At 41.6% G+C, this 26,309-nt stretch carries 23 protein-coding genes and 4 pseudogenes; 6 read left to right on the top strand and 21 right to left on the bottom strand.

Going from position 1 to position 26,309, the window contains the following annotated elements; genetic code table 11:
- Positions 1-40: 40 nt before the first annotated feature.
- Both PseudUWO310_RS24030 and istB read left to right on the top strand, forming a co-directional pair.
- Positions 41-715 (top strand): annotated as a pseudogene (locus tag PseudUWO310_RS24030) (IS21 family transposase); the annotation flags it as partial.
- A gap of 430 nt (positions 716-1,145) precedes the next feature.
- Complete coding sequence (gene istB, locus PseudUWO310_RS19630) at positions 1,146-1,943, top strand: IS21-like element helper ATPase IstB (RefSeq protein ID WP_143122170.1); 798 nt, start codon at positions 1,146-1,148, stop codon at positions 1,941-1,943.
- A gap of 135 nt (positions 1,944-2,078) precedes the next feature.
- Here istB and PseudUWO310_RS19635 read toward each other — a convergent pair.
- From PseudUWO310_RS19635 to PseudUWO310_RS23055, 4 genes and pseudogenes are all read right to left on the bottom strand, one after another.
- A pseudogene (locus PseudUWO310_RS19635) lies at positions 2,079-2,306 on the bottom strand (NAD(P)-binding protein); the annotation flags it as partial.
- A 384-nt stretch (positions 2,307-2,690) separates the two neighbouring features.
- The gene (locus tag PseudUWO310_RS19640) at positions 2,691-3,572 is read right to left on the bottom strand and encodes a hypothetical protein (protein WP_143122171.1); all 882 of its coding nucleotides are present in this window, start codon (positions 3,570-3,572) and stop codon (positions 2,691-2,693) included.
- 80 nt (positions 3,573-3,652) lie between these two features.
- Complete coding sequence (locus PseudUWO310_RS19645; RefSeq protein ID WP_143122172.1) at positions 3,653-5,590, bottom strand: HEAT repeat domain-containing protein; 1,938 nt, start codon at positions 5,588-5,590, stop codon at positions 3,653-3,655.
- A 181-nt stretch (positions 5,591-5,771) separates the two neighbouring features.
- Positions 5,772-5,918: a hypothetical protein gene (locus PseudUWO310_RS23055; protein WP_190316087.1), complete on the bottom strand. Its 147-nt coding sequence runs from the start codon at positions 5,916-5,918 to the stop codon at positions 5,772-5,774.
- A gap of 163 nt (positions 5,919-6,081) precedes the next feature.
- Here PseudUWO310_RS23055 and PseudUWO310_RS19650 point away from each other — a divergent pair, with 163 nt between their 5' ends.
- The 3 genes from PseudUWO310_RS19650 to PseudUWO310_RS19660 all read left to right on the top strand — a co-directional run bounded on the left by PseudUWO310_RS19650 (position 6,082) and on the right by PseudUWO310_RS19660 (position 11,158).
- The gene (locus PseudUWO310_RS19650) at positions 6,082-7,653 is read left to right on the top strand and encodes an oleate hydratase (protein ID WP_143122173.1); all 1,572 of its coding nucleotides are present in this window, start codon (positions 6,082-6,084) and stop codon (positions 7,651-7,653) included.
- A 33-nt stretch (positions 7,654-7,686) separates the two neighbouring features.
- Positions 7,687-8,733, top strand: a complete 1,047-nt coding sequence (locus PseudUWO310_RS19655; RefSeq protein ID WP_143122174.1) for an NAD(P)-dependent alcohol dehydrogenase — start codon at positions 7,687-7,689, stop codon at positions 8,731-8,733.
- Positions 8,734-9,010: 277 nt separating this feature from the next.
- The gene (locus tag PseudUWO310_RS19660) at positions 9,011-11,158 is read left to right on the top strand and encodes a sigma 54-interacting transcriptional regulator (protein ID WP_143122175.1); all 2,148 of its coding nucleotides are present in this window, start codon (positions 9,011-9,013) and stop codon (positions 11,156-11,158) included.
- Positions 11,159-11,271: 113 nt separating this feature from the next.
- On the opposite strand, the gene PseudUWO310_RS19665 is transcribed toward PseudUWO310_RS19660, so the two are convergent.
- Positions 11,272-12,144, bottom strand: a complete 873-nt coding sequence (locus tag PseudUWO310_RS19665) for a DUF6920 family protein (RefSeq protein ID WP_143122188.1) — start codon at positions 12,142-12,144, stop codon at positions 11,272-11,274.
- A gap of 316 nt (positions 12,145-12,460) precedes the next feature.
- Entirely contained in the window at positions 12,461-12,979 is a 519-nt protein-coding gene (locus PseudUWO310_RS19670; protein WP_143122176.1) for an exonuclease domain-containing protein, read from the bottom strand.
- Positions 12,980-13,351: 372 nt separating this feature from the next.
- On the opposite strand from PseudUWO310_RS19670, the gene PseudUWO310_RS19675 reads away from it, so the two are divergent.
- Complete coding sequence (locus PseudUWO310_RS19675) at positions 13,352-13,993, top strand: type I restriction enzyme HsdR N-terminal domain-containing protein (protein WP_143122177.1); 642 nt, start codon at positions 13,352-13,354, stop codon at positions 13,991-13,993.
- A gap of 59 nt (positions 13,994-14,052) precedes the next feature.
- On the opposite strand, the pseudogene PseudUWO310_RS24035 reads toward PseudUWO310_RS19675, so the two are convergent.
- From PseudUWO310_RS24035 to PseudUWO310_RS19750, 15 genes and pseudogenes are all read right to left on the bottom strand, one after another.
- Positions 14,053-14,479 (bottom strand): annotated as a pseudogene (locus PseudUWO310_RS24035) (HNH endonuclease).
- Positions 14,476-14,715 (bottom strand): hypothetical protein, encoded by a 240-nt coding sequence (locus PseudUWO310_RS19685; protein WP_055076268.1) that lies wholly within the window; start codon positions 14,713-14,715, stop codon positions 14,476-14,478. The pseudogene PseudUWO310_RS24035 and the gene PseudUWO310_RS19685 overlap by 4 nt, the downstream one beginning before the upstream one ends.
- A gap of 267 nt (positions 14,716-14,982) precedes the next feature.
- Positions 14,983-15,270 (bottom strand): type II toxin-antitoxin system RelE/ParE family toxin, encoded by a 288-nt coding sequence (locus PseudUWO310_RS19690; protein ID WP_142656175.1) that lies wholly within the window; start codon positions 15,268-15,270, stop codon positions 14,983-14,985.
- 5 nt (positions 15,271-15,275) lie between these two features.
- A complete protein-coding gene (locus tag PseudUWO310_RS19695) occupies positions 15,276-15,497 on the bottom strand; it encodes a TA system antitoxin ParD family protein (protein ID WP_142656174.1) in 222 nt (73 codons plus the stop codon).
- 202 nt (positions 15,498-15,699) lie between these two features.
- Entirely contained in the window at positions 15,700-16,248 is a 549-nt protein-coding gene (locus PseudUWO310_RS19700; protein WP_143122178.1) for a hypothetical protein, read from the bottom strand.
- A 164-nt stretch (positions 16,249-16,412) separates the two neighbouring features.
- Entirely contained in the window at positions 16,413-16,712 is a 300-nt protein-coding gene (locus PseudUWO310_RS19705) for a DUF705 domain-containing protein (protein WP_143122179.1), read from the bottom strand.
- 309 nt (positions 16,713-17,021) lie between these two features.
- On the bottom strand, positions 17,022-17,516 hold the full coding sequence (locus PseudUWO310_RS19710; RefSeq protein WP_143122180.1) for a glutathione peroxidase: 495 nt from the start codon (positions 17,514-17,516) through the stop codon (positions 17,022-17,024).
- Between the two features lie 328 nt (positions 17,517-17,844).
- The gene (locus PseudUWO310_RS19715; RefSeq protein WP_143122181.1) at positions 17,845-18,690 is read right to left on the bottom strand and encodes a potassium channel family protein; all 846 of its coding nucleotides are present in this window, start codon (positions 18,688-18,690) and stop codon (positions 17,845-17,847) included.
- Positions 18,687-19,016 carry a chaperone modulator CbpM gene (locus PseudUWO310_RS19720; protein ID WP_143122182.1) on the bottom strand — a complete coding sequence of 110 codons (330 nt, stop codon included), beginning with the start codon at positions 19,014-19,016 and terminating at the stop codon, positions 18,687-18,689. The genes PseudUWO310_RS19715 and PseudUWO310_RS19720 overlap by 4 nt, the downstream gene beginning before the upstream one ends.
- On the bottom strand, positions 19,013-19,936 hold the full coding sequence (locus PseudUWO310_RS19725) for a DnaJ C-terminal domain-containing protein (RefSeq protein ID WP_143122183.1): 924 nt from the start codon (positions 19,934-19,936) through the stop codon (positions 19,013-19,015). The genes PseudUWO310_RS19720 and PseudUWO310_RS19725 overlap by 4 nt, the downstream gene beginning before the upstream one ends.
- A complete protein-coding gene (gene mgtA / locus PseudUWO310_RS19730) occupies positions 19,923-22,598 on the bottom strand; it encodes a magnesium-translocating P-type ATPase (protein WP_143122184.1) in 2,676 nt (891 codons plus the stop codon). The genes PseudUWO310_RS19725 and mgtA overlap by 14 nt, the downstream gene beginning before the upstream one ends.
- Before the next feature lie 32 nt (positions 22,599-22,630).
- Complete coding sequence (locus PseudUWO310_RS19735; RefSeq protein ID WP_143122185.1) at positions 22,631-23,053, bottom strand: hypothetical protein; 423 nt, start codon at positions 23,051-23,053, stop codon at positions 22,631-22,633.
- A gap of 322 nt (positions 23,054-23,375) precedes the next feature.
- Entirely contained in the window at positions 23,376-24,107 is a 732-nt protein-coding gene (locus PseudUWO310_RS19740; RefSeq protein ID WP_143122186.1) for a ZIP family metal transporter, read from the bottom strand.
- A 2-nt stretch (positions 24,108-24,109) separates the two neighbouring features.
- Positions 24,110-25,243, bottom strand: a pseudogene (locus PseudUWO310_RS19745) (ferrochelatase).
- Between the two features lie 65 nt (positions 25,244-25,308).
- Complete coding sequence (locus PseudUWO310_RS19750) at positions 25,309-26,187, bottom strand: NAD(P)/FAD-dependent oxidoreductase (protein ID WP_143122187.1); 879 nt, start codon at positions 26,185-26,187, stop codon at positions 25,309-25,311.
- Between the last annotated feature and the right edge of the window lie 122 nt (positions 26,188-26,309).

Here is a 26,309-nt window from a genome sequence, read left to right on the forward strand (position 1 = left end):
GCAGACCTGGAAAGCATTGTATGGAACGAGTCCAGAAGTAATGTTCGAGTTGCGGCATGAACCAGGGATGATGGGGCTTTCAGACTTTACAGAGCTGAAGGGAATAACGGTAACAATTGCAGGGAAAACATTTGATCACTTGTTATATCATTACCGACTGTCCTATAGCGGTTGGCAATACGCCCACATTATCCAAGGAGGAGAAAGCTTCATTGCTTTGTCAGAAGGGCTACAGAACGCGCTAGCCGCCTGTGGTGGAGTACCAAAACAACATCGCACCGATAGTTTGAGTGCAGCCTATAAGAATTTGGGAGGAAATAAAGCCTTAACTCGTTTGTATGACGAACTTTGCGACCATTATCGATTGCAGCCAACTCGCAATAATACTGGGATTGCTCACGAAAATGGTGCCATAGAATCGCCCCATGGACATCTTAAAAATCGGATCGAACAAGCGATCTATCTGAGAGGGAGCAACGATTTCGGGAGTCTGGAAGAATATCGATTGCTGATTGAAGCCGTCGTCGCCAAATTAAATCAGCAATGTCAAGCAAAATTTGAAGATGAGAAAAAACATCTTCAACCACTACCAAAATACCGCGTCCCAGACTATGAAATGCTCGCTGCTCGTGTCAGCTGCCATAGCACTGTAGAAGTCCGATGTGTCCTTTATACAGTGCCATCTAGATTGATTGGTCGTCAATTAGAATTACGCCTTTATCACGACCGCATATTAGGCTATTTGGGTAACCATCAAGTTGTAGAGCTGCCCCGTATGCGGGTCACAGACCCAGATAAACGACGGGGTCGTTGTATCAACTACAGACATGTGATTGAAGGTTTACGGCGCAAACCCAGAGCCTTTATTTATTGTACTTGGCAGGAAGATTTACTCCCCACTACTCACTTTCGGGAGTTGTGGGTGAAATTAAAAGCTCAGTTTGACCTAGATACAGCCGCTGTATTGATCGTGGAAGCCTTGTATATTTCTGCTACCCAGAACCTAGAAGAACCGATCGCCGAATACCTCGAACAAGAACTAATCGCTCAAACCCTAAGTCTCAAAAGACTTAAACAACAATTTGTTCGGGACTGCTCCCAAAGTTTTCCTCCACTAACTATTGCACAACACTCTCTCGCAAGCTATGACCAACTCTTTGAATCTAGCTCCATCAGCCACGATAACCCTGAGTCCTTACCAGAATCTCAGTCAGCATCTGAAGCAACTCCGCCTGTCTCATATTCTCACCCACTGGGAATCTATAGAACACCAAGCGCTACAGGAGCAATGGTCTTACTCCAGATTTTTATTAACATTATGCGAGTTGGAATCGATTCAACGCCACGATCTCCGACTGAGACGAGCTCTCACCGAGGCTCAACTTCCCAACGCAAAAAGTTTTTCCAACTTTGACTTTGACCATTGTCCCCAATTTAATCCTGCTCCTCTGATGCAATTAGCTGACGACACGGCTTGGTTGCAACGGGCTGGTAACTGTCTGATTTTTGGTCCTTCTGGTGTCGGTAAGACTCATCTGGCTGCTGGTTTAGCTCGCCGTATGGTGGAGTTGGGTATGCGTGCCAAGTTTTTTGCGGCTAATGCTTTAGTCCAAGATTTGCAATACGCCAAGCTGCAACTACAACTCCCTGCATTGCTCAAGAAGCTTGATCGTTTTGACTTACTGGTTCTTGATGATTTGGGCTATGTCAAAAAGTCTGAAGCTGAGACCTCTGTCTTGTTTGAGTTGATTGCTTATCGCTATGAGCGTAAAAGTATTCTCATTACGGCTAATCAGCCTTTCAGTCAATGGGATTCCATCTTCTCTGACTCGATGATGACCGTTGCGGCTGTCGATAGACTTGTTCATCACGCTGTCATCCTCGAAATCAAGTCTGATAGCTATCGTCGTCTGGTTGCTTCTACTCGCTCTCAGTCAACTTAACTTTCCATTTTTGTGGCTCTCTCTCAACGATCTAACCTTGTCGTGGCGATCAGTTCTTGGCGCGAATTTATGTTTGCGATCTGAACTGCTCTTTCGCGTCAACTACCCGACATTATTCTGTCGCGTCACGACAAAACCCTTGACATTTAATACCCGATTCACCGTTTGTCCTTCGCCACAGTCCCAGACATAGTGAAATTGGGCATTAAACTTATATTTTTTTGCCATCGTAAATGTATGCCCAAATCCGCCAGTATGTTCATGGGCTTCAAGGATTTGGACAGTTTTGCCTGAGTGCGCCATCAAAGCACCAAATGTTAATGCAGATAAACCACTACCCACTATCAAGTAATCAGTTTTCATATGGAGTATTACCAATCATAAAATCTTTCAACAATTTTTTCATTTGCGAATTCTTATCTATAGCAGTGTAAGTTTTATTTGGGATATAAAACCCAAAAGATGAGTGGCGGCGCGAAGCACTGCCGCTCATCTTTTGGGTTTTGATTTGTACGAAATCAAGCATTGCTGTAGTGTCTCTTGTTCATTTCAAAACAATTGACTAAGTATGTTCTCTAAATACTTTGATAGATCAATGCTTGGTTTCTTGAATGATTTGATTGATTACGACTTAAAATGTAATAAGTATAGGACTTCGCAAAAGAACGAAATATAAGGGCAATTCATGAGTTGCTCCTACTGTGGGTAATAAGCACGATCATGTTCCATATCGCTCAATCTCTCAATTCATGATAATTCGAGACATGAGAAATATTTAAGGCTTGTCCATGATGATGCTAATGGAGAAATCATAAGCCCCACGGAAATAAGTACAAGGACGATCGCACACTTGAACAATGCAAAAAATATTGAGTTGCTAATCTCATAAAAAGCTCCGACTTTATTAAGTACTCTTAAGCCAAAACGACTTAGAAACCACAAAATCCCTTCAATACTTCCAAGATATATCCCTTGAAAAAACAATGTAAAATCCCAAGAACCATCCCAACTAATATCCCTTGCTGCTTGGAGCGTGAAAATATGAAAAGTGAAGGTTGAAAGAATCCATAGTAACAAGGGAAAAGAGAAACTCTTAAGGATTTGATTAATTCTCAAAGCTAAGGGAATTTTCCATTTCACAATCAAGAAACCTAGGAGCAGAATTAGAAACGGCATTAAAAAGTAGAGAGCATATTGAAAAACGAAAAAATCGTAGGGATAGCTTCCATTGAAAAATTTGAGATTGTTATTAAATCTTATTCCCTTAGTTTTGACATCAGTGCAAAGCTGCTCTTTTGTGGCAAACTTTGTTACTGCTTTAGTAGACTCATTAAACAAAAAAAACTGCTTCTCAGTTTTTCCAATAATTGCCCCATCATAAAAACCAAAATCGCTTACTCCCTCAACATAAACATTAGAGCGACTGATCCTCCCATTATTTTCATTCCCATAAATTGCTGCACCTTTGACATCAGACGGCAAGCTGTCGGTATTCCCAATTTTATTACCTCCAAGAGTTGAAATTTCCCATTCTGAAAAGCCTGCCCTTGCCCAAGTAGGATTTTGGAGGCTGAAGGTTAAAATTAACAGTACAAGAAACTGAATCAATTTAAAAGCAGGGGACTTCATAAAAATATCATGCCTAACTAGGATTTTTGAATCTGTTCTTCAGAAAGTCAGTTGGCAACTTTTGATGCATAAAGTTTTTGTCAAAGATCAAGACTGTAAAAACCACAGATTTTTTGTATTTTCGCTAATGCCTCAAGTGCTTCAGGATTCTCGAAGGCTGGAGTATCCCAATCTGCAAGCATTGGAAGTCGAGAAAAAATTGGAAGCATAGATGCCACTAAATCCATTCTGCCATCTGATGCCCAAAAATCTGCCAAGCCACACATAGTTTCTGCTGCCCATTCTCTTATAAAATCCTCACTAACTTCAAGGAATTCAACTAAACCATTTATTGCCTCTGGTAAATAACATTTGGCTAGCGCTTTTGCTGAATATTGGCGAACCCGTTTATCTTCACTTTCAAGACCTTGGATAAAAATGTCTTTATTGTCAACATCTCTTATGTTACCCAATGCTTCAACTACTTTAGCAAGCCCGTAAGAAGTTTCATTCTCAAAAGCCCTCCTCAAGTTCGGAATAGCTGATTTAGAACCAATCATTCCTAACGCAGAGGCTGATTGATATCTTAAGAATGAATCATCGCTTTCCAATGTTCTTAACAACGCAGGAACTGCCACTTCAGCATTTAGTTTTCCCAGAGTCATTGCAGCATCTTCTCTTAATTCAGAAGCATCATCTTCAAGTATTTCAAGTAATTTGGGGATTCCTGCAATAATATTTTTCTCACAGATTAATTCTATAATGCTTCTTTTAACATCGACATCATTATCTTCTAATCCTTGCAATACCAAGGAAATATCGATCTCAGATTTTACTTTTTTGAGTGCAGAAATGGCATAACGACGCACCAATGGTTCTTGATCTTCAAGTGCTAGAAGTAATTCTGTAATTACATCGTCAGGCGATATATTACCTAAAATGGAAATGGCATACATTCTCACATTAGAATCAACATCTTTGAGTACTTCTAGCAAATTTGGAATGATATATGTAAAATCTTCATCTCCATCTATCAAACAATCTAAAGCTCTAGCAGCTTTCCATTTAAAATTAGAATTTAGACTTTGAAGAGAATTAAGTAAATTTGAAATTGCTTTGTGTTTTAATCCTGCCTGCTCTAATGCAACAGATACTGTAGATGGCAATGAGAAATCTTCCTCGGTTATGAGTATTCTATTTAGATTCTCAAATATAGTTTCATTTCTAGTGGCTACATATAGCTGCCCTAGAGCCAATGCCGCAGATTGACGAACATTTAGATCTTCTTTGTTTAATGAATCTATCAAAATTGGAATAACATCTTCAATTCCTTCACAAGTTGATAATTCTCCAAGGGCTTCAGCAATATCACATCTTCCCAAAAAATGCTTCTCATCCTTGAGCATTTGCCCCAACTTAGGAATAGCCTTTTGCACTCCTTGGACTTTTGCCATCTTTCCTAAAGAACGAGCAGCAGCGAATCTTACAAATTGCTCAGGATCTTCAAGAGCATTGATCAAATCGGCAATTATTCTTTCAATATCTTTAAATAAATAGAGTTCTCCAAGTGTATTAGCTGCTGCTGCTCTTATTTGCCAATCAGAATTGCGAAGTGCATCGCTTAAATTAGAAATTGCAAGATCTGCTTTGTGTGAATTGGCTGATTTCTCAAGTATCTCTTCTGGTCTATCACTAATAAAATGACTAGGATGATTGTCAAATATAATTTCTATAAATCTTGTAATTCCTTCTCCAGATTTTGCGATTCTGATTAAGTACATATCCAACCAATCAGGTCGTTCATCCTCTAACAAAATAGCGATCGCCTTCTCTTGAAATTCTAATTTAACAGCACCTGCAAGTTTTGCCCCTAATTGCAAATCAATTTCTAAACCTAAACTTACAATGCGCAGAGCTTGTTGCTCATCTTCCAGAGTAGTCAGAAATTCTATTATATTTTCTGTCCATTTGAGGTAGTTGAGATACTCGGATTTAATTATGCGATCGCTCAATTCCAAAAAATTGCAAGGTAAAACCATGATTTTATGTACTTACATTTTTTATTTTAAGATTATCTTAACAGTATTTGGCACTGGTCAGCTAATGGGAGATGGATTCTGAAATGCCCATTTCATGCCAACAAAAAAGGCGCAAATATGTCGATCATGCTTTTGCTGACCAGTGCCGATTCTAAATCAATGAATACTTACGCTTTGTATCTTAGTCAAGCAATTCATGTAAATCATTCATGAAATAAAACAGGATGCTGTCAGAGTTACTCAATAGCAATTCAGAAGTATAAGCGAAGGTAATAACAGTGATGTAGATTTTAATTTGGGGTAGCTCAACTAGCGCCAGCATTGTCATGAATTATCTGTTAGATGAACTCAACAAATATATGCCTCAGCCTAATTAAAATCCAGAGTTAAAAGCTGCGTCGCACGCTGCGCGTGCGACGCAGCTTTTAGGGTTTTATATTCAATTAAGCTCACTTACCTAATAAATAAGATATTAATAGGAATGAATTGATATGGACAAGAAATCTAGGGCTTATCTGTTGGGTGGAGGGATCGGCTCCTTGGCAGCCGCCGCCTTTATGATTCGGGATGGTGGCATCTCTGGCGAGAATATTTTTATCTTGGAAGTAAAATCTCTTTTAGGTGGAAGTATGGATGGAGCAGGGAACGCTATTGATGGGTATTCGCTGAGAGGAGGACGAATGTTGACAACTGATAATTATGAATGCACATGGGATCTTTTTAAATCTATTCCTTCCCTGCATACTCCCGACAAATCCGTATATGCGGAAACTATGGAGTTTAACGAACAGCACAGGTCAAATTCGATGGCACGTCTTGTGGATCGTCGTCGTGCAAAGGTGACCGTTAGCTCCATGGGCTTTTCGATGCAGAATCGACAAGAATTGCTAAAGCTCACCCAAGCTCCAGAATCCGAATTAGCTGCAAGTTGTATCACTGATTGGCTTTCTCCAGAATTTTTTGAGACGGAATTTTGGTTTATGTGGGTAACTACATTCGCCTTTCAGCCATGGCATAGTGCCGTTGAATTCAAGCGTTACTTGCATCGCTTCATGCTCGAATTCACCCGAATTGAAACTCTGGCTGGGGTTAAACGTACGATCTACAATCAGTATGATTCATTAATTCTGCCATTGCAGAGTTGGCTTACATCCCAAAATGTTCGCTTTGAGCTAGATTGCAAGGTCACAGATCTGGTTAGTACTCATTCAGAAGGTAAGGTAATCGTCACAGATATTCATTATCAGCAGGGAGGTGAATCTAAAGCGATCGCAGTTGAAAGTGGCGATCGCGTATTCCTACAGAATGGATCGATGACCGATGCCTCAAGTTTGGGTTCGATGGCGATCGCCCCAAAAAAGCTGACGAAGGAAGACTGCACCAGTTGGAGCCTATGGGAAAAATTGGCTGCGGAAAACCTAGATTTTGGAAATCCTGCTGCTTTTAATAGTTGCATTGCTGAATCCGTATGGGAGTCTTTTACGGTTACGCTGAAGAACTCCAAATTCTTTGATCTGGTTGCTAATTTTAGCGGTAATCAAGCAGGAACTGGTGGGCTGATCACTTTTAAAGACTCAAATTGGCTGATGTCGATCGTACTTGCCTATCAGCCCCACTTCATAAATCAGCCCCAAGATGTACAAGTTTTTTGGGGATATGGACTTTTGCCTGATCGCGTGGGCAATTTTGTACCGAAACCGATGGATGAATGTAATGGTGAAGAAATTTTACGTGAACTATGTGGTCATCTACGCTTCGATTTAGATACGCTAGGAACTGTAAACTGTATTCCCTGTCGAATGCCATACATTACTAGTATGTTTATGCCACGCTTACCTACGGATCGACCATTGCCGATCCCCCGTAGCTCTAAGAACCTTGCTTTAATTAGCCAGTTTGTGGAGATTCCCGATGATGTCGTTTTCACTGTTGAGTATTCAATACGAGCAGCGCAAATGGCAGTGTATGAATTTCTAGATATCGATCGCAAAATCCCCTCTGTTACACCTCACGACAAGTCTCTGCTAGTGCAGTTTGAGGCTTTAGTCAAGGCATTTAAGTAAGTTTATCTAAACAAATAATCAGGAGAAAAATCGATGAAAACAAAAGCCTATGCTGCCCAAAACGCCACAACTCCCCTTGCGCCATTTATCTTTGAACGCCGCGAACTTGGTAAGCATGATGTGCAGATCGAGATTCTATATTGCGGTGTGTGTCACTCCGATCTGCACACCGTCCGTAGCGAATGGAACGGTACTACCTACCCTTGCGTCCCGGGTCACGAAATCATCGGGCGGGTTACCAAAGTTGGTGAAAAAGTCAATAAATTTCAAGCAGGCGATACGGTGGGAGTAGGTTGTATGGTCGATTCCTGCCTTACCTGTGCTAACTGTAAGGAAAACCTAGAGCAGTTCTGCGAGAAAGGTACGATTTGGACTTACAACTCTCCCGACAAACACAATGGTGGCATAACCTACGGTGGATACTCCGAGAGTATCGTGGTAGATAAAGAATTTGTGCTCAAGATTCCGAAGAATTTGGATCTCGCCGCCACTGCTCCGTTGCTGTGCGCTGGAATCACGACCTATTCGCCCTTACGCCATCACAATGTAACCAAGGGTCAGAAAGTAGGCGTTGTGGGACTCGGTGGGCTAGGACATATGGGAGTAAAATTGGCGAAAGCTCTCGGTGCTCATGTCGTGGTCTTCACTACTTCACCAAGCAAAGTTGAAGATGCGCTGCGGCTGGGAGCAGATGAAGTCGTCAATTCTAAAAATGCAGACGAGATGCAGCAACACCTCAATAGTTTCCACTTCATTCTCGATACCGTGTCTGCAAAACATGATATCAATGCGTATCTCCTCCTGTTGAGACGAGATGGCAACCTCACTCAAGTCGGTGTACCACCCGATCCACTTTTACTATCAGTGGGTAGCCTAATTTTCGGTAGGCGCAGTATGAGCGGTTCTCTAATTGGTGGCATTAAAGAAACTCAAGAAATGCTAGATTTCTGCGGCAAGCACAATGTTACTGCTGATATCGAACTTATCCCCATCCAAAACATCAATGAAGCCTACGATCGCCTTGTGAAAAGCGATGTAAAATATCGCTTCGTCATTGATATGGCTTCGTTAAAATCTTGATGCACTCACACTAATCTGAAGTTATACCAATTCACAAAAGCGCGACAACTCTTTTGTGAATTACTAGACAGATAAGGATGGGCGGTGCTTCGCGCCGCCCATCCTTATCTGTCTCTACCAACCAATCCATAATAAATTGTAATATAGCTATAGTCAGTAATATGAGGACAAAAATCAAACCGAATAGAGAGTTACGGCGCTTCGCGCCGCAACTCCCTATTCGGTTTGATATCCTGACTTAAGCGAATATAGCTATACAAATCGATCTAGGGAAACTATGTTTATAAAAGAGCGATCGCAGGTTTTACAGCCCTACTTAATTACTAAAGCCGAGCGCGGAGTTATTGGGAAGAGTCGCTATGCGACAAGATTACGTCATGAAATCAAACAGGCAAGTGAAGATCGAGAGCCCGTACTAATTTTGGGGGAACCAGGGCTGGATAAGGATAATATTGCGGCATTAATTCATTTTAACTCAGCTTATCGACGGGAAGCGATCGCTAAGGTCAATTGCAACTTAGTACAGTCAAGTGGAGCAGATTTATTTGGTAGAGCAGGGGGAAATGCTGGCTTATTAACCTATTTGGGAATGGGAACTCTCATTTTAAATAATATTCAAGAATTGCCAGAGGAATTGCTTCCTAAGATCACGCAGCTTTTAGAAACACGCACCTATCAACCCATCGGCAGTGACGAACAAGAGGAGCCTTTAATCTGTGAAACGCGGATCATCATGGTGACAGAGAAATCTCAACCCACTTGCGAATCCCATGTTAAACATTCCATCAAAGTTCCTGCCCTGAGAGTCCGTAAGGCTGACATTAAGCCCCATGTGGATTATTACATTAGTTTATTCTGCCGCGATCGGGGTATTCCCAAACCCTCAATCTCTGCTGAAGCTTTACGCAGTTTACAAAGCTATGACTTTCCAGAGAACCTAAAGGAGTTACGATTTTTAGTGGGAAGGGCAATTATTCAGTCATTAAATGCCCCATTTCTAACGGAAGCAGTATTTTGGTCAAACCAACCCAAAGGGAAAAAATTTCGTCTTAATCTGCTCAATATTTATCCTAGCCTGCGTCGTTTCTTTCGCAGCGAATGGTTCACCGATCGCCTTAACTACGGATTTACGCTCGCTTTTTTTGCAATCATTGTCGCAACATTGTTTCTAGCACCACAAACCCGCGATCGCAATATTGCCCTTAACTTTTTTTGGGCATGGTGGTGGCCGTTAATTTTAATAGCATTTCCATTTGTGGGGCGAATGTGGTGTGCGATCTGTCCGTTTATGATTTATGGAGAAGTCACGCAAAAAATATCACTGTGGCTATATCCCCGACAGCTAAAACATTGGAATCGCGATGTTTCCGAACGATGGGGTGGTTGGTTTCTCTTCGGTTTATTTGTATTGATTTATCTATGGGAAGAACTATGGAATTTACAAAATACCGCCTATCTTTCAGCCTATTTACTACTGTTGATTACGGCAGGTGCAATGATTTGTTCGTTGATTTTTGAGCGGAGGTATTGGTGTCGTTATCTCTGTCCAATTGGAGGGATGAATGGACTATTTGCAAAGCTGTCGATGACCGAATTACGCGCCCAGCAAGGGACTTGTTCCGCAGAATGTACTACTTATCAATGTTATAAGGGGGGAGTAAAAAAAGGCGAAGGTCTAGAAACTAATGGCTGTCCGTTATATTCCCATCCCGCCCAATTGCAAGATAATCGAGACTGCGTGCTATGTATGACCTGTCTCAAAGCCTGTCCCCATCGATCTGTGGAGTTCAATCTCCGTCCACCTGCGATCGAGTTATGGACGACCCATGTGCCCCGCACCTATGAAGTCGCATTACTGTTGCTATTGCTAGGTGGTGCGTTTCTGCATCGGCTGTCAGAGATTCAAATAGCGATCGCATGGCAAATTAATAGAAATGAATTCTTGCCACATTTAGGGCTATCGGTGTTGATTTTACTAGTGGTTGCAGCAGTTCCCCTAGCTGCCTATGGCATCATGCGATCGCTCCATTTCGTTATGGTTAAGTGGAAGAAAAATTGCCAAGACAATCAGTTACCCTATAGTCTTAACACTTGCAAACCCAAACCCTTTATCGAGCTTGCCTATGGATATTTACCCTTAGCTCTAGGCGCAAATCTTGCCCATTATTTATACCTCTTCCTTCAAGAAGCGGGTCGGATTTTACCCGTTACATGGGCAACTTTGGGAATGGATGGCGCAAGTCTACCAATTTTAATCGCCCATCCTGCGGTAATAGCGTTTTTGCAAGGAATAGTATTAATTTTTTCCGTGCTATCGACTTGGGCTTTAACCCAAAAGATTGCACGTCAGTCTTGGCGCTCTCTCTTACCTCAACATTTGAGCACAATACTATTAGCGATCGCATTGTGGGCAATTATCCTGTAATACTAATTCCCAAAATGGCGTTGCCATTTTGGGAATCTCAAAACCTTACTGGTTTTATTTTTCAATTCACTGAAGTGTTGGCTCAATTCAGTGAATTGACAGTCTCGCCAATCCTACGACGCAAACTCATAATTGATTTTAGTGACTTTACCTTTGAAATAGAGTTGAACACCTTCAGGATGCTCCCAACCTACTTCTCCTTCTAAGGGAATCCGCATCCCATCACAAACGGAATATTCTCTAAAATTACCGACCCAAGGCATAAACATCGATTTACCTCCAACTACGCGATAACAACGGGCTTCAGCACGCATACTGGTAATTAATCCCTCAGCATCAAACTGAAACACAACGGAGGCGGTTATTTCTCTATCGGTCAGTGTAGCGCGACTAGAATGCTGATTGATCGCTTCCCAGATCACACCCTGACTAGGGAGCAATGATGTCGGATACCAAACCGCTTCCGCAAAGAAGCGTAATAATTCGCCTTGGTTTAATTCGGTCGTATTGTGCATTTTGGCAACCGTGAAAAGACCGAGTATTGAGGCTTGTAGATCTCCTTCTCCTAAAAGATAGGTATCATGGACAAATACATTTATGAATGGAATCATCTGGATTTTGGCATCCCAGTCAAAGCCTAGCTTTTGCGTAGTCACAAGTTGTGTTGCCGTAAACCTATGCCATTTAGTCTCTGTTTCATTCATATGGAACTGTCCGTGCTGAGATAGTTCAACCTTGGTGACGATCGCTTGTCCATCCTGAAGCACAGCCTTAAAAAATCGCTGTACAGGCTCTGGTAAGTCTATAATCTCTTTGGAGTCATAGTTTTTAGGCTCAATTGCTTGTTGTCCATTTGTTAGATTGACCCGTAATTTATCAGTCCCCGATTGCCAGCGATCGCGCCCATACATCGTAATGATCGCCAACAAAGCTACGATCAAGATGATAATAATGACTATTGGTGGTAATTTCAACGAATAGCTCATCAACAAACCTAAACTTAAGCTAAATCCAGCTAGGATAAGGACTACAAACCGCCATGTTTGAATGAGGATCATTATATTTATGTAAATATTTTAACTATGACGGGCGATCGCTTGATTTCTTGATTGAATTGATTAATTACGATACAAAATAGAACTAGATTCAAATTTTATGGGAGAGAATACCTATGAGACAATGTTTTTCTTACCTTGGCGATCTCATCAACAATCAATCTCCTAAAGGCGATCGCGATTACTTCGAGTCTTGATTTTCAGGCGATCGCCTCAATTATCTATCTGCTCAGTTACTTTTTTTGCGTTACGAAAAACTTATTTTTAGCCCCATTTCTTTCATTTGTAACAGAGCCTCCGCATTTCCACGCGCATCATCAACTGGATTGTGCGTATGTTTCGTCTTTCGGAGATGCTTGAAAGTCACAAATGTATCTTTTTGCATTCCCTTGTAGAGCGATCCGAGATTTGTTGAACTGAATCCGAATGGATTCTTACCGATGAAGTGGTGGAAGTACCAATTTATGAATTGCCAATCGAATCCGTTGTTGTCCGAGATAAACATCGTGCGTCCCTTACAGTTAGATGCCAGCCATTCTTGAAATTGCTCCATCACCTCCTTTGGGTCGTTAAATTCTAGACATTCTCCGCGTGAGAACCCACTGACAGCGAGAGCGTCAGGTATGAATTGCTCTGAAATCGGTTTAAGCTTTCCATAGAACGAGCGATTCAATTCTGGTTCGACGATGATGGCACCGAAGCAGATCATCGAGTAGTCTCCCGGAATTGGCCCATCGGATTCGATGTCAACCATAACGTAAGGCATGGCTTGAGTTCCCTTTAAAACTATGTTGGGGCATCAGACGAACTTGTGATTCATACGCAAATGCGGTATAAACATCAAGTTATTCTCAAACTACCGCAAAACCGTATATCTGTTGAATAAATTTTAAAATCTTGGGTTAAAGGTTGGTTGAGGGCGATCGTCCACATTGTAATAATGATTTCCAAACTCCCTTTAAAAATTGCTCAACGCTTCGCCGCCAGTGTACCCAACTAATTGCGATCGCTATTACAATGAGTCGTGATTTCTAGGCGATCGCTATTTTTCTCTTACATATATCGTATATTAGGTATTAGAACCTTAATCAAATGTCTCGACTTCTAAACTTCATGTAATTACTACAAGGATTTAACCGTGATTACAAATGCTAGTAGCCTTACCCTTAGCAATCTCCGTCAAACCTTTGGATTGAGACTTAACTCTAGCGATCGCTTTTTTGATGAATGGTTAAATCATGCACCGACTTTAACCGAAGCGGAACTACAAGGATTAGATCGCCTCACTCGCAACTATACCTATCTCAGTCAAGAAGAACCGCCTCTCGAAGAAATTGTGAAGCTTGTCGTGGTATCACCATTGCTAGATTTGGCTGGTTTCTATCAATTTCCTTTTTTGGTAAAAGCAGAAGTAAGTACCAATATCGAAGTTGCTGACGAAGCTAATGCGATCGCAATTCAAGGCAGAATTGATATTTTGGTAATCCAAGATAGTTTTTGGGTTTTGGTAATCGAATCAAAACCTGCAAGGCTAGACGTTACGGCGGGAATTCCCCAAGCACTTACTTATTTACTGAGCGCTCCCAACTTACAGCCAAGTTGTTATGGAATGGTTACAAATGGAAGAGAAGTATTGTTCTTGAAATGCGATCGCCTCCAAAATGCTCCTCAATATACGCGATCGCCTACTTATCGGTTACTTGAAAATACAGCAGAACGTATCCAAGTTTTGCAGGGGCTTAAACAAATTGGCGCTTATATTGGCGATTTGAGGAGTTAGGCGATCGCTATTACTGTGAATCGTGATTTTTAGGCGATCGCTTCAACTTTCTCAATAGGTTACTGTTGAGGATCATGGGCAGGCGGATGACAGCCGCCACGAATCCAGAAACGACGCGCACTCTGAATAGCGCCATCATCATGACGCTCATCGTTCATATCGAGACGTTCAATTGTGGCGCGTCCTATGGCTGTAATGCCGAGAATTTTTTGTCCATTGTCAGACCAGATGAAATGTTCAGACCACTTGTTTTGTCTGGGGTTGAAGATTGAAACGATTGTTTGGGTTTCAGTTGTAAAGACGACCATTACAGCGATGACACGCAAGGGCAAGACTATCTTCAGTATCGTCTCCACCAAGGGATTGTGGAATAAGATGATCGAGTGTAAATAGTGAGCTACTAGCTTCTTCAAAAGAATGGCAGTACTCACACAGAAAATTAGCTCGATCGCGGATGTGTTGACGACTAGCGAAACTGATGGTCATGACTCGGCAATAATGCGAGCATTTATAAGTGTGAAAATACGATCAAGTTCAGTAATGCCAGCAAGCTCAGCACTTTCCTCTACAGTGAGGATGTTATTTTTTTTTCGTTCGATGAGGATTTCGAGGCGCAATTGAAGATCATCATTGAACTTAAAAAGGTTAAGTCCTCTTACCTTTTGGATTTGAATGCCAACCTCTATCCAGAAAGAAGGTTGCACCATTGTTTGAGTAATCATATTTGCTACCCTTATATATTCTTGATTGTTACAATTAGATGCTTTCAAAGTTTGAAGACTCTATAGGCAACTAAATCGTATATGCAATGCTTTAATGACAGCGATTTTATTATAGCGTTAGATATCTTTAAAATCAGATCGCTAGTACTATCAGTCGTGAGTTCTAGGCGATCGCAACTTTCACATTTAGTCTTAGCTAGTGCGGGTGAATTCAGTTAGAAAAAAAGTTAAAGCGATAGCAGAAATGTTACAGCAATTTTTATAAATTTAGAAATTTTTATATTTTTTGATGTCACGATAAAAGTTTTCATGAACTCCAAGGGCAATTAAAGTTCTTGTTTTTTCATCCCATTGATACGCAAGGAGATTTTCTCGATCAACCATTCTAAATTTATAAACCCAGACATCGGCTAAATCACCCTTTTTTTGTTCCCCAAGTTCGGGATTTTTGATAATTTCTCTTACGGCATTATCAAGATCTTTGATTTGATTTTTCTTTAGCTTTTTCTTGATTTTTGAAAATAAGGGCGTTTGAAAAACTTGAATCTCACCCATCGGATTTATTCACTAAACTCATAGGGCGTTAATTCTGAATTCTTAGCTTGCTCACGACTAATCAATATTGCTTGAACAAAGCCAAACGAAAGCTCTGGATTGTCTTCAAGGATTTTGCCCATTGCCGCCCAATATTCAATTTGACCAGCAACTGAGCGATGCATCGCTTTAGATCGACTTTTTGCCTCTTGGGCTAAATGGTCGGAAATTCTGATAGCGATAGACATGGTAAAACCTCAATCAAGTTTGTTGCAATATACATCAAATTGTTGCATATTGCAACCAAGTCTCTAAGCTCTGATTGTCTGATGCCTTGTGAAATATTGTCATGAGTGTTGATGATTAACGGCGATCGCTATTACCATGAGGCATTATCTCTAGGCGATCCCCAAATATGAGCATTTTTATATGAGCATTTTTTATCAGTGTTCATATTATCACCCTGTTGAAAATATTTATTTCGCTAGTTGTAGCAACGATGAATGATTGACCAGTGTAAGAGAAGCCATAAGCCATAACACATGAATCTTCTGCAACTTTAGTCATGTCATCTTTATGTCCAGAAAGACTACCATAAAGGAATGAATCAGGTGGAATTAAAATAATCATCTGTTCTGGCCAATTTAAAGTAACCAATTCAAGCCTCCAATTGTCTTCGGTACTAACAGGTAATCCACCTCCACATAAGCCAGATATTCTTATGATTTTATTACTCAAAGTACCAATGCCTTCTGCTTCTAGATGTACTTCATTTTCATAATATTCATCATAATCTCTAGCTATTTTCTCTCCTGTAAGGCAATCAAGAACACCTCGCCCTTGAGAAGATACAATCAGAAGATTATCAGAGTTTCTATCAAAACCAACTGAACGTAAACCACCTATAGTCAATGATGCTACTAACTTCCACGGAATAGGCGAAGTAGAAATACTCAATGCTAATAACTTTTTTTTAAGAGGTTCTAAATGTTCATACATAAATCTTGTTTAACTTTAGTGATAAAAACAAATTATAGATTCTACGCTAAGTTAAATGCGATCGCATCAATAATCTATCTCCTCAAGACGATCGCTATTATCGCGAGTCGTGATTTTTAGGCGATCGCTTTTAAGAATTATTTTTATTTTATTTCATTAAAAGATTAGGCATCTGCTGCATTGGGTGGCAATACATGCTGGCAGAAGCGCCATTCTTGAACAGACTGGTCATCAATGTAGGCGTGTGGTTTTGGTAAGAATGCCACGAAACATTCTTGGAGACCAAGTTCTGCTGCTGAAGAACGAGCGTATTCGGCTCCACCAGAACTCCATAGGTATAGCTCTGCTCCTTGTTCGTACAAAGTGCGAACTGCGGCAACAACTCTGGGCATTGGTATTCTCTTCACTCCGACTGATCGAATGAGTGTGTCATCTACATCGACAAAGATGATTCGTGGATTCATTTTTACCCTGACGACAAATTGTTGACTTGAGAGAAAGTGATCGCGATCGATATAGCTGTTGCTGTGGGAGTGGGGTTCTTGAGACGCTTAACTTATAGTTTTACCGCAATTGCGATTTAATTACTCCACTGGAGACAAAGTACCGCAAAGTCTTAACTTAAGTCAAGCATGATCGACTCAATTATCTATCTGCTAAAGGTTTGTTGAGGGTGATCGCTATTACTATGAGTCGTGATTTCTAGGCAATCGCTTAATAATTATTTGTCTTTGTGAGCGTCAATAACTTTTCGGAACTCAACACTCTAACTATCACAGTAATGCTTGAATATCTTTCACTAAATCTTCTGGCTTTGCAGTTGGAGGATACCGTTTAACGACCTTTCCACTACGATCAACCAAAAACTTAGTGAAGTTCCATTTAATCCCCTCAGTACCCAAAATTCCTGGTACTGCTTTAGACAAATACTGATATAGAGGATGGGCATCGCTTCCATTTACTTTGATTTTTTGAAAAAGTGGGAAGGAAACTCCAAAGTTAATTTCACAGAAAGTCTGAATCTGGTCTGAGTTTCCTGGTTCTTGTTGCCCAAATTGGTTGCAGGGAAATCCTAAAATAACTAAACCTTGGTTAGCATATTGATCAGACAACGCCTGTAGTCCTTTATATTGAGGTGTAAAGCCACATTGACTGGCAGTATTTACAATCAGTAAAACTTTATCTTTATAGGTGCTTAATGATACTGGATTTCCATCAATGCCTGTTGCTGAAAATTTGTAAATTGACGCAGAATCTTGTGCTGTCATTAGATTAAATATTTTTTAAATAGAGTATTACTTAAGTATCTTACTATGAGACTTTGACGATTAATTGGATACCTACTAAAATAGACAACTTCAACAGGCGCATCGAATATTATGATTTTGCGTCACGGTTATATATCTTCCACGTTCTCAAAGAACCAATTGCAAATAGGATACCTTCGACAATCATAAAAAAGAGTGAACTCGAGTTACCACTGGCAAGGCTGTAATGGCTAACAAAATAGCAAAGACAAATTTGGGCATAGTGCGAACCATTACTTGGGAATATTGATTACGATACAAATTGCTATGGTCAAGATTACATTACAAATTAATGCTCTAAATCGCGTTTAGCTAAAGCTTGAATTTCATTGCGTAGAGCAGCAATTTCTACTTGCAATGCTTGAATGGATTTTGTACCCGCAAGCTCGGCTTCATCACTTTCCGCATCTTGACCGACAAAAAATGTTGCTAATATCGCTGTCGCATATCCACACAAGGCGATCGCATATACCGCCAATAAAAAACACAGCACCCGACCTTCGCTAGTTTTGGGAAAGTAATCCGAGCCGATAGTAGTCATCACCATCGCTGTCCACCATAGCGCCGTACCATAATCCGTAATGCCCACTGCTCCATTAGGAAGATTGCGCTCAAAGGTATAGATTCCCGCCGCACCAGCTAAGGCGACGATCGCTGTTAGCGCAAACACATAGCCAATTCCGCGACGTTCCATACTAGCCCCAAGCAAGCGCATTCCTCGATTCGTTCTAGTCATGATTCCCAACAACTGCAACCCTCTCACGGCATGAACTGATTGCAATGATTGAATGATTGGCACGATCCGCAAAGTCCCTAGTGCAGGAATGATCAGAGAGAAAGCAATTAGCCAATTGTGATGGAGGTAAAAAAGTTTGTGCGGCGCAAGCAAGAACTTTAGGCAAAAATCTAAAATAAAAATGACCCAAATGGTAATGCCGATCGTCTCAAAGAGTGGATTCAAACCCCAAACTAGCTCAACTATCAGCAGCCCTAACCAAGCAAAACTCAGCACTAGCATCGGCATCTCTAGCCAACTTTCCCACTGTTGGAGTAGTTCGTAACGTTCTCGATCTATAGCAGCTAGTTCGGGTGTTGCTTCGGGAGGTGTTTTTGGTGCTGATTTCGGATATCTCATAGGGTTGATTGGGACTGATGCGCTTTGAGCCTTGCCCGCAGTTGCGCGAGTTCCTGAGCCATATCTAGCACGATCGCCGCTCCGATTAAATTGAGTCCCAAGTCCTGACGCAAGCGTTGAATTTGAGAGATTCGGGTAATTTCGCGAGAATGCAGCATTATTCCGTTTGGTTCGATTACACCTAACTCGACATAAACCTGTACAACCGTAATGGAAGTCTCCGTGATAGATGCGGCATATTCAAAGGTGTAAAGTTGTTCACCTTCGAGGGAAACTACCATCGTTGAGAGACTTGATGAATGACTTGTGGAAAGAACTTTGTTCATAACTTAATCTCTTCTAAGTGAGCGCGTGGATTAAAGCTGCTATTGGCTTGGATCTTTTCGTAGCATTCTTGCTCGATCGCATTCAGATCCTGTGGCGTAACAATCTGAAGTTTGGCAAATAAATCACCATGTCCGCCTTTGGGCAATGTCCAACCTTTGCCCCGCAACCTTAGGGATTGTCCCGTTTGTAATCCTTTCGGGACTTTCATCGTTACACTGCCATCGGGTGTCGGCACATTGATTTCCGTGCCTAAAACCGCTTCGTCAGGACGGATTGGGACATTGCATACTAGGCGATCGCCTTCAAAGTGAAAGAAGGAATGCGGTAACAATTCAATCGTGAGATATAGATCGCCGCGCTGTTGAGAGAAGGGGCTAGGACGACCTTTACCCTTGAGCCTAATCCGACTCCCTGTTGTTGCTCCTGCGGGGATGCGGACATTGATCGTATCGGTATCAAGTTGTAATCGTTTCTGGACACCATGAAATGCTTCAGAAAATGTAAGTGCGATCGCCGCTTCGGTATCGGGTGCAGGTGCTTGAGAGCGAAATCCGTCACTGGAGTTTCGACGTTGCGATCGCCCTAGAAGATCGTTAATAAACGCATCAAAGTCTCCATACTGATCGAAGCCATTCCCAGTACTAGTTTCACTTGGTGGTGGTGCTTCAGTGTAATTCGGCTGGTTCCAATACTGTCCAAAGCGATCGTACTTCTCCCGCTTATCTGGATCGGAGAGTACTTCATTTGCTTCATTTAGATCTTTAAACTTTGCCTCTGCATCTTTATCTCCAGGATTGAGGTCGGGATGATGTTTGCGAGCAATCTTTCGATATGCTCGTTTGATTTCTTCAGGAGTGGCAGTTTTGCTCACTCCCAAAACGCTGTAATAGTCTTTAAAGTCAGTTTTAGCTGTAGCCATATTTTTTGATAAACCAAGTCTTTACAAATTGGGTCAGTAGGCAATAGCAAGAGAGAATGAAGGCTAGCCAGACAAAGTAAACGGCTGGTAAAGGAATAAACCCTAAACTTGAGGCGAGTGGTGAAAAGGGTAAATATATGCCCACTCCCATGACCGTAGCGGTAATCATCAACATCGGTAAGGAAGCCCGACTCTGGAAGAAAGGAATCTTAGAAGTGCGAATAACATGGACAATCAGAGTTTGCGTCATCAGGCTTTCCACAAACCAACCTGTTTGAAATAGAGCTTGATTGTCTCTAGTTGTTGCTCCAAATACAAACCACATCAAGGCATAGGTCGCATAGTCAAAAACAGAACTGATTGGTCCAATAAAGATCATAAAGCGCTGGATATTATCAATTTTCCACTGCGGGGGCTGGGCTAAGTCTTCGCGATCAACGTCATCAAAGGGTATTCCTGTTTGCGAAAAATCATAGAGAAGATTATTGATTAATATCTGCACGGGCTGCATTGGTAAAAAAGGGAGTAACGCACTCGCGCCCAAGACGCTAAACATATTGCCAAAGTTAGAGCTAGTCCCCATCCTGATATATTTGATGATATTGGCAAAGGTTCTGCGACCTTCCATTACACCAGATTCGAGAATTAACAAATTCTTTTCCAATAAAATGATGTCGGCAGCTTCTTTGGCAATATCCACAGCCGTATCCACAGAGATCCCCACATCAGCTTCTCGTAAAGCGGCGGCATCATTGATGCCATCGCCCATATATCCGACAATGAGCCCTTTCTTTCGGAGTACCTGAATAACTTTGGCTTTTTGAGTGGGAGAGAACTTCGCAAAAATAGTTGTGGTTGCGGCGACTTCAGCGAGTTGATCATCCGCTAAAGCTTCAATATCGCTACCTAATAGCACATTTTGGACTGGCAAGCCAACATCTTTGCAGATTTTGCGAGTAATGATTTCATTGTCGCCAGTTAAGATTTTGACATCGACACCAGTGCGTTTGAGAGCTTTAATCGCCTCCGCAGCAGAATCTTTGGGTGGGTCGAGAAAGGCAATATTTCCCAATAGAATTAGATCGCTTTCATCATTAATCGCGTAATGATCTTGATCGGTGGGCATGACTTTATAGGCTACGGCAATTACTCGTAATCCATCCGAGTTGAGAGCTTTTTGTAAATCAGAAACTTTGGCGCGAGCAGCATCATCCATTACCTCAACGCGATCGTGGACTTTAAGCTGAGTACAAACCTTGAGAACCTCCTCTACAGCACCTTTACAAATTAGGACATGTTGTTTGCCGATTTCTTCGATGACAACGGACATCCGCCGCCGTACAAAATCAAAGGGGATTTCATCAAACTTCTGATAATTTTTCTCAATTTCTAAGGATTCCAGTTCTTGATTATGTTCGAGAACGGCAATATCTAATAAATTCTTTAAACCCGTCTGATAAAAGCTATTGAGATAGGCATATTTAAGAACATCGGTACTCTCCTGTCCATAGGGATCTAAGTGTCTCTGCAAAACGATTTTATCTTGGGTCAAAGTCCCTGTTTTATCCGTGCAGAGAATATTCATCGAGCCAAAGTCTTGAATCGCATCAATGTTTTTGACAATCACCTTTTTGTCAGACATCGCGATCGCCCCTTTCGCTAAATTTGCCGTGACAATCACAGGTAGCATTTCTGGCGCAAGTCCCACAGCTACTGATAATGCAAAAGTGAATGCCTCAACCCAATTCTTTTTAAAGATGCCATTAATCAAAAAAACTAAGGGAGCCATGACTAGCATAAAGCGCAATAGCAGCATGGTTACGCCATTAACGCCTTTATCAAAGCTCGTGCGAGGTTTGTGTCCACTGACAGTTTTCGCTAAGGAGGCAAGGTAAGTATGGCTACCAGTTTCTACAACCACCGCCGTTCCTGAGCCACTGACTACCGCCGTACCCATAAAACAAAGATTAGCTAGCTCTAGGGGATTTTTCTCATTGCGATCGCTTAGGTCTACATGCTTTTCGGCAGGGAGAGACTCCCCCGTGAGGGTTGACTGACTCAGAAATAGATCCTTCGCCTCAATCAATCTGACATCGGCAGGAATCATATCCCCTGCGGACAGAAAGATAATATCTCCCGCTACTAGTAGCTTTACTTCAATTTCTTTGCCTTTAGTTGTTCCCGTGGCATCTTTGGCTGGGGATGCAGGCTTTTTAATGTCATCCTTACGACTAACCGAGGCTCTAGCGCTGACCATTTCCCGCAACTTTTCGGCAGCCTTATTCGATTTGAACTCTTGCGAGAACCGCAATAATCCACCAAAAAGTACCATTATAAAAATGATCAAAGCAGCGGTTGTACTTCCAGTAAATAGGGAGATGATCGCTAGCACAATCAGTAACAGCGAGAGGGGATTAGTCACCGTTTTTAGCAGTTGGACATACCAAGCGATCTTTTTCTCACGGGCGATCTCATTTAGTCCATATTTATCTAATCTTCGCTTAGCTTCAGGTTCGCTCAGCCCCTCTAATTCAGTTTCAAATAAGTGGAGAACTTCGTTCACATCGCTCTGAGCAATGCTGATCAGTGATGCCGATGCATCCTTCGAGGTGCGAGATTTTGGGCTTTTAGATGAGTTCGTAGTCTGATTTAAAGTCTGCATAAAATTTTCAATTTTTCAGTGTTGCTAAATCATCAAGATTTGGCAAAGTACTGTTTTGTTTTGGCTGCAATCTGATGATCTGTCATCTTGTCAACTGTCTCGACACCCACGATACGACTATCAAGATTATTCTCTTTAAGACGTTCTTTGAATTCATCCTTTGCCGTACTTGGACCAAAGATCAGAATAGACTCAGCAATACCAATAGAGTCAATAACCTTGTCATAGTAGACATTTAGACTTCCTGTAAAAGCTCTCTGAAGACTATCATCAGCAGGGACTTGAGCTGCTTCATAAGCACCCTTAAGAGGTGAGTCACCAGAACGCCGAGGCTGTTTTTCAACATCCGATATGATCTCTTTTATGATCTCTTTAATCTCTTCCCCATTCTCTGTAATAGATACAACAATAGCTTTCCTATGGTCAATCCACAGTCCTACTTTATTCGTACTCATTGATTATCTCCTTATAATTAAAAAATAATTAAAAATCAAAACCTAGAAACGTGAATCACCTACTACGCCGACGACCTACGTTTCTAGGTTTTAAGGTTACTTAGACATAAATACTTAATGTGACAGTAAGTTGTTCTGTTTGCTGAGTGAATTGATTGAATACGAAATAAAACGTAATCGAAAACATAAAAATGGGTGTTATAGCTGCCGCCAGTTTTGTTAGGACAAAATCAAAACCCCAAAGAGAGTTGCCGCGCGGAGCGCGGCAACTCTCTTTGGGGTTTTATGTCCTGATACAGTTGGCGGCAGCTATACAAGCTGTCTATCCAAGATAAGCAGAGAACAGCATTGATAGCGCGAAACTCCCAATAAACACCAACATAGACCAGTTGGAATCTTGAGTTTGATGAGCTTCAGGAATAATTTCTTCAGCGATCGCTACCATCAACGCGCCAGTTGTAAAGGCAAGCACAATCAATTTAGGAAGTTCTTCTTGTCCTCGTAATCCCCAATAGCCAAGCGTCGCTCCTAACCAAACAGGAATAATAAACGCCGCCAGTAATAAAAATCGCTCTCTTCTGGGTAAATTTTGACTCTTAAATCCTGCATTGGTTACAAATCCTTCGGGAATATGTGCCACGACTCGTGATGAGGCAACCACCACACCTAAATGAGGTGCGATCGTTATGCCAGTGCCAATCATTAAGCCATCGCCAAACAAATCGATCGCGATGCTCAGAAAGATTACCCAACTCACAGTACTGCGATCGATGCCGCGTAGTCGATTCTTGCTTAAATTGAGAAGCTGATTTACCCACACAAAAAAAGCGCCACCTAAAAATAACGATAAAATCGTCGTCCATACTGGTTTAGCTATCACGACTTTAGGGATTAGTTCTGTGGAAGCGATCGCCAGCAACACTCCCGCCGCCGCATGTAATGAAAGCCCTAATGTTTGTTTGGATAATGGTAAAGCTTCCGCAACCATCGCTCCAATGAAGTTACTAATAACTGGCAAAGCTGACAATGTTAGAGCGAATAAAAATTCTGGCATTGTCAGACTCCATTAATTTGCTGATATTCCTTATATAGTGGAACTGACAACATTGCTTCAATTTCGGGATTTGCCCATGCTGCTAAGATTTTCAGAAAATCAGGATCATCATTGACACAGCCGAGTTTTGTGTAAATCACCGTCGGGTATTGACGTTGCAGAGATTGAATCGCATCATCTACTTCGAGAATAGTTTCATAATTGTCTGTCACCCAGCCAAGCGGTTTAAATAGAATTGTTTGTGCGCCTGCTGTAATCAGGCTTTTTGCTGCTTGCTTGAGATCGGGCTGCGACCATTGAATAAAGGGCATATCATGATTTACCCAACCGATAGAGATGAGTGGATATTGATGCTGTAATTGTGCCTGAACGCGATCATATAATTCTTGCCCATCAATCACCCCCGTTAATAGTCCCTGCGCCCGTTCAGGACCTCCATGAACCGTTAAGACAAGCCCAATTCACGACTCAAAAAAGAGACTGGGAGATTGATTTAAAGTTTCTCTAATCTGACGCACCATCAAGTCAATATAAGCAGATTCCTTGGCAAAGGCAGGAATATAGCGCATCGCTTTAAAGATGGCATGATTCGGAACATTCTCAGGGGCAGTTAAGGCGATAACTTCATTGACTTGCTCGACAGCGATTTTACCCGTGAAAGCAGAATCTACTACTAGCAAAGGATAGATTAATAAATTCTGAAAACCTTGCTCAATAATCTTTCTGACCACATCTTGCAAGAATGGCTGACAGAAATAGAAACCTTTGAATACTTGCACAGATTCGCCCCATTGGGATGTTAACTGTTCTTCAAGTCCCAAACGTTGTTTCTCGAAAATCACATTTTCGGGCGATATAAAATGATGATGCTTAATGCCAAAACTGTACAAATCTTGAAGCGCAAGAAGTTTGCCAGCAAGAGGATATAGCCATTTAGGAATTGGCAAAAACTGTGATGCAATATACTTAGTAGCAGCTTGGTTATAAAGACTCAGTTCCCGAAAAGATGCCACTTCACCATACCCTGCAAGCAAAACTGCTACGCGATCGCGCTGCGTTGTCTTAGGCAAATCACTCAAATCACTCAAATCACTCTTATAGTTTTCGATGGTCTCGGCAGCTTCATAAATAATCATTGTTTTAAACCTATATGGGGCACAGAGTCGCAGCCGAAGGCTGCGACTCTCTCAAATCTTAAAAGCTATACTCCAGCACATCTTTGGAAAAGCTCATCAGATATCCATTCAAGCGTTCCCTTAAAGTTGCGGGCTAGGGTGGGTAGCAACTCAATATAGGCTGCTTGGCGAATTAGATGTCCAAGTTCACCTTGCACTTCATAGCGATCGAAGAGTTCAGCAACACTCTCATTTAGCCCCAATTTCATGAGTGTTCCTCTCATCTCAATTTCTGCGGCGATGGGGGAGCGACCTTCAGAAAGTGCTTGGAGATTATGGGCGATCGCGGCTCCTTGTTGATAGGCGACTTGAGCTGTTAAGGGCAAAGGATGCTCCATTACCGCACAATCACCACCTGCAAATACTTCGGGAAAATCAATTAATTCTAAGGTATCAGTAAGCTTCAGTCGTCCCTGTTGATCGCGACCTCCTTCGGGAATCGATAATGTATCGATGAGAGGGTTTGTGACAATTCCTGTCGTCCAAATGATCGTCGCGGCGGTAATTTCTTCTATTTGATCATTGCGTTTAATCACAATAATATTGGGGCGTACTGCAATTACTGCGGTTTCAAGCATGATTTCGACAAGTACCGCTCGCTTCTGCAATGCATCTTGAGCCGTCTGCCGTAAGCGATCGCTATCACTTTTCAGAATCTCTTTACCGCGTTGAATAATCACCACGCGAATATCGGTAATCTCTCCGTCGAGAGAGGCATACCAGTCAGGTAATAAATCCGCTAAAGTTGCGGCTAATTCAACGCCAGTTCGACCTGCACCTAAAATGGCAAAGGTCAATAAAGTCTTTTTTTGGTGTAAATCTTCACTTTGAGTAGCTCGCTGTAAACAATCTCTTAGGTGCTTACCTAAGGCGATCGCATCTTCAATCGTCGCAAATGGGGGCACTGGTCAGTAAATTAGTGATGTGAGAAAATAGAGGCAGAGACAAGGAGAAAGCAATGAAATGCCCCCACTGCCAGAGCCAAAAGATCATCAAAAATGGCAAACATCACCACCAAGATGGCAAA

The organism is Pseudanabaena sp. UWO310, from assembly GCF_006861605.1.
GTDB lineage: Bacteria > Cyanobacteriota > Cyanobacteriia > Pseudanabaenales > Pseudanabaenaceae > Pseudanabaena.

Excerpts from the sequence above, each read along its gene's own strand:
- istB (WP_143122170.1), top strand. The coding sequence starts at position 1,146 with ATGACCAACTCTTTGAATCTAGCTCCATCAGCCACGATAACCCTGAGT.
- PseudUWO310_RS19640 (WP_143122171.1), bottom strand. The coding sequence starts at position 3,572 with ATGAAGTCCCCTGCTTTTAAATTGATTCAGTTTCTTGTACTGTTAATT.
- PseudUWO310_RS19645 (WP_143122172.1), bottom strand. The coding sequence starts at position 5,590 with ATGGTTTTACCTTGCAATTTTTTGGAATTGAGCGATCGCATAATTAAA.
- PseudUWO310_RS23055 (WP_190316087.1), bottom strand. The coding sequence starts at position 5,918 with ATGACAATGCTGGCGCTAGTTGAGCTACCCCAAATTAAAATCTACATC.
- PseudUWO310_RS19650 (WP_143122173.1), top strand. The coding sequence starts at position 6,082 with ATGGACAAGAAATCTAGGGCTTATCTGTTGGGTGGAGGGATCGGCTCC.
- PseudUWO310_RS19655 (WP_143122174.1), top strand. The coding sequence starts at position 7,687 with ATGAAAACAAAAGCCTATGCTGCCCAAAACGCCACAACTCCCCTTGCG.
- PseudUWO310_RS19660 (WP_143122175.1), top strand. The coding sequence starts at position 9,011 with ATGTTTATAAAAGAGCGATCGCAGGTTTTACAGCCCTACTTAATTACT.
- PseudUWO310_RS19665 (WP_143122188.1), bottom strand. The coding sequence starts at position 12,144 with ATGAGCTATTCGTTGAAATTACCACCAATAGTCATTATTATCATCTTG.
- PseudUWO310_RS19670 (WP_143122176.1), bottom strand. The coding sequence starts at position 12,979 with ATGCCTTACGTTATGGTTGACATCGAATCCGATGGGCCAATTCCGGGA.
- PseudUWO310_RS19685 (WP_055076268.1), bottom strand. The coding sequence starts at position 14,715 with ATGATTACTCAAACAATGGTGCAACCTTCTTTCTGGATAGAGGTTGGC.
- PseudUWO310_RS19690 (WP_142656175.1), bottom strand. The coding sequence starts at position 15,270 with ATGGGTGAGATTCAAGTTTTTCAAACGCCCTTATTTTCAAAAATCAAG.
- PseudUWO310_RS19695 (WP_142656174.1), bottom strand. The coding sequence starts at position 15,497 with ATGTCTATCGCTATCAGAATTTCCGACCATTTAGCCCAAGAGGCAAAA.
- PseudUWO310_RS19700 (WP_143122178.1), bottom strand. The coding sequence starts at position 16,248 with ATGTATGAACATTTAGAACCTCTTAAAAAAAAGTTATTAGCATTGAGT.
- PseudUWO310_RS19705 (WP_143122179.1), bottom strand. The coding sequence starts at position 16,712 with ATGAATCCACGAATCATCTTTGTCGATGTAGATGACACACTCATTCGA.
- PseudUWO310_RS19710 (WP_143122180.1), bottom strand. The coding sequence starts at position 17,516 with ATGACAGCACAAGATTCTGCGTCAATTTACAAATTTTCAGCAACAGGC.
- PseudUWO310_RS19715 (WP_143122181.1), bottom strand. The coding sequence starts at position 18,690 with ATGAGATATCCGAAATCAGCACCAAAAACACCTCCCGAAGCAACACCC.
- PseudUWO310_RS19720 (WP_143122182.1), bottom strand. The coding sequence starts at position 19,016 with ATGAACAAAGTTCTTTCCACAAGTCATTCATCAAGTCTCTCAACGATG.
- PseudUWO310_RS19725 (WP_143122183.1), bottom strand. The coding sequence starts at position 19,936 with ATGGCTACAGCTAAAACTGACTTTAAAGACTATTACAGCGTTTTGGGA.
- mgtA (WP_143122184.1), bottom strand. The coding sequence starts at position 22,598 with ATGCAGACTTTAAATCAGACTACGAACTCATCTAAAAGCCCAAAATCT.
- PseudUWO310_RS19735 (WP_143122185.1), bottom strand. The coding sequence starts at position 23,053 with ATGAGTACGAATAAAGTAGGACTGTGGATTGACCATAGGAAAGCTATT.
- PseudUWO310_RS19740 (WP_143122186.1), bottom strand. The coding sequence starts at position 24,107 with ATGCCAGAATTTTTATTCGCTCTAACATTGTCAGCTTTGCCAGTTATT.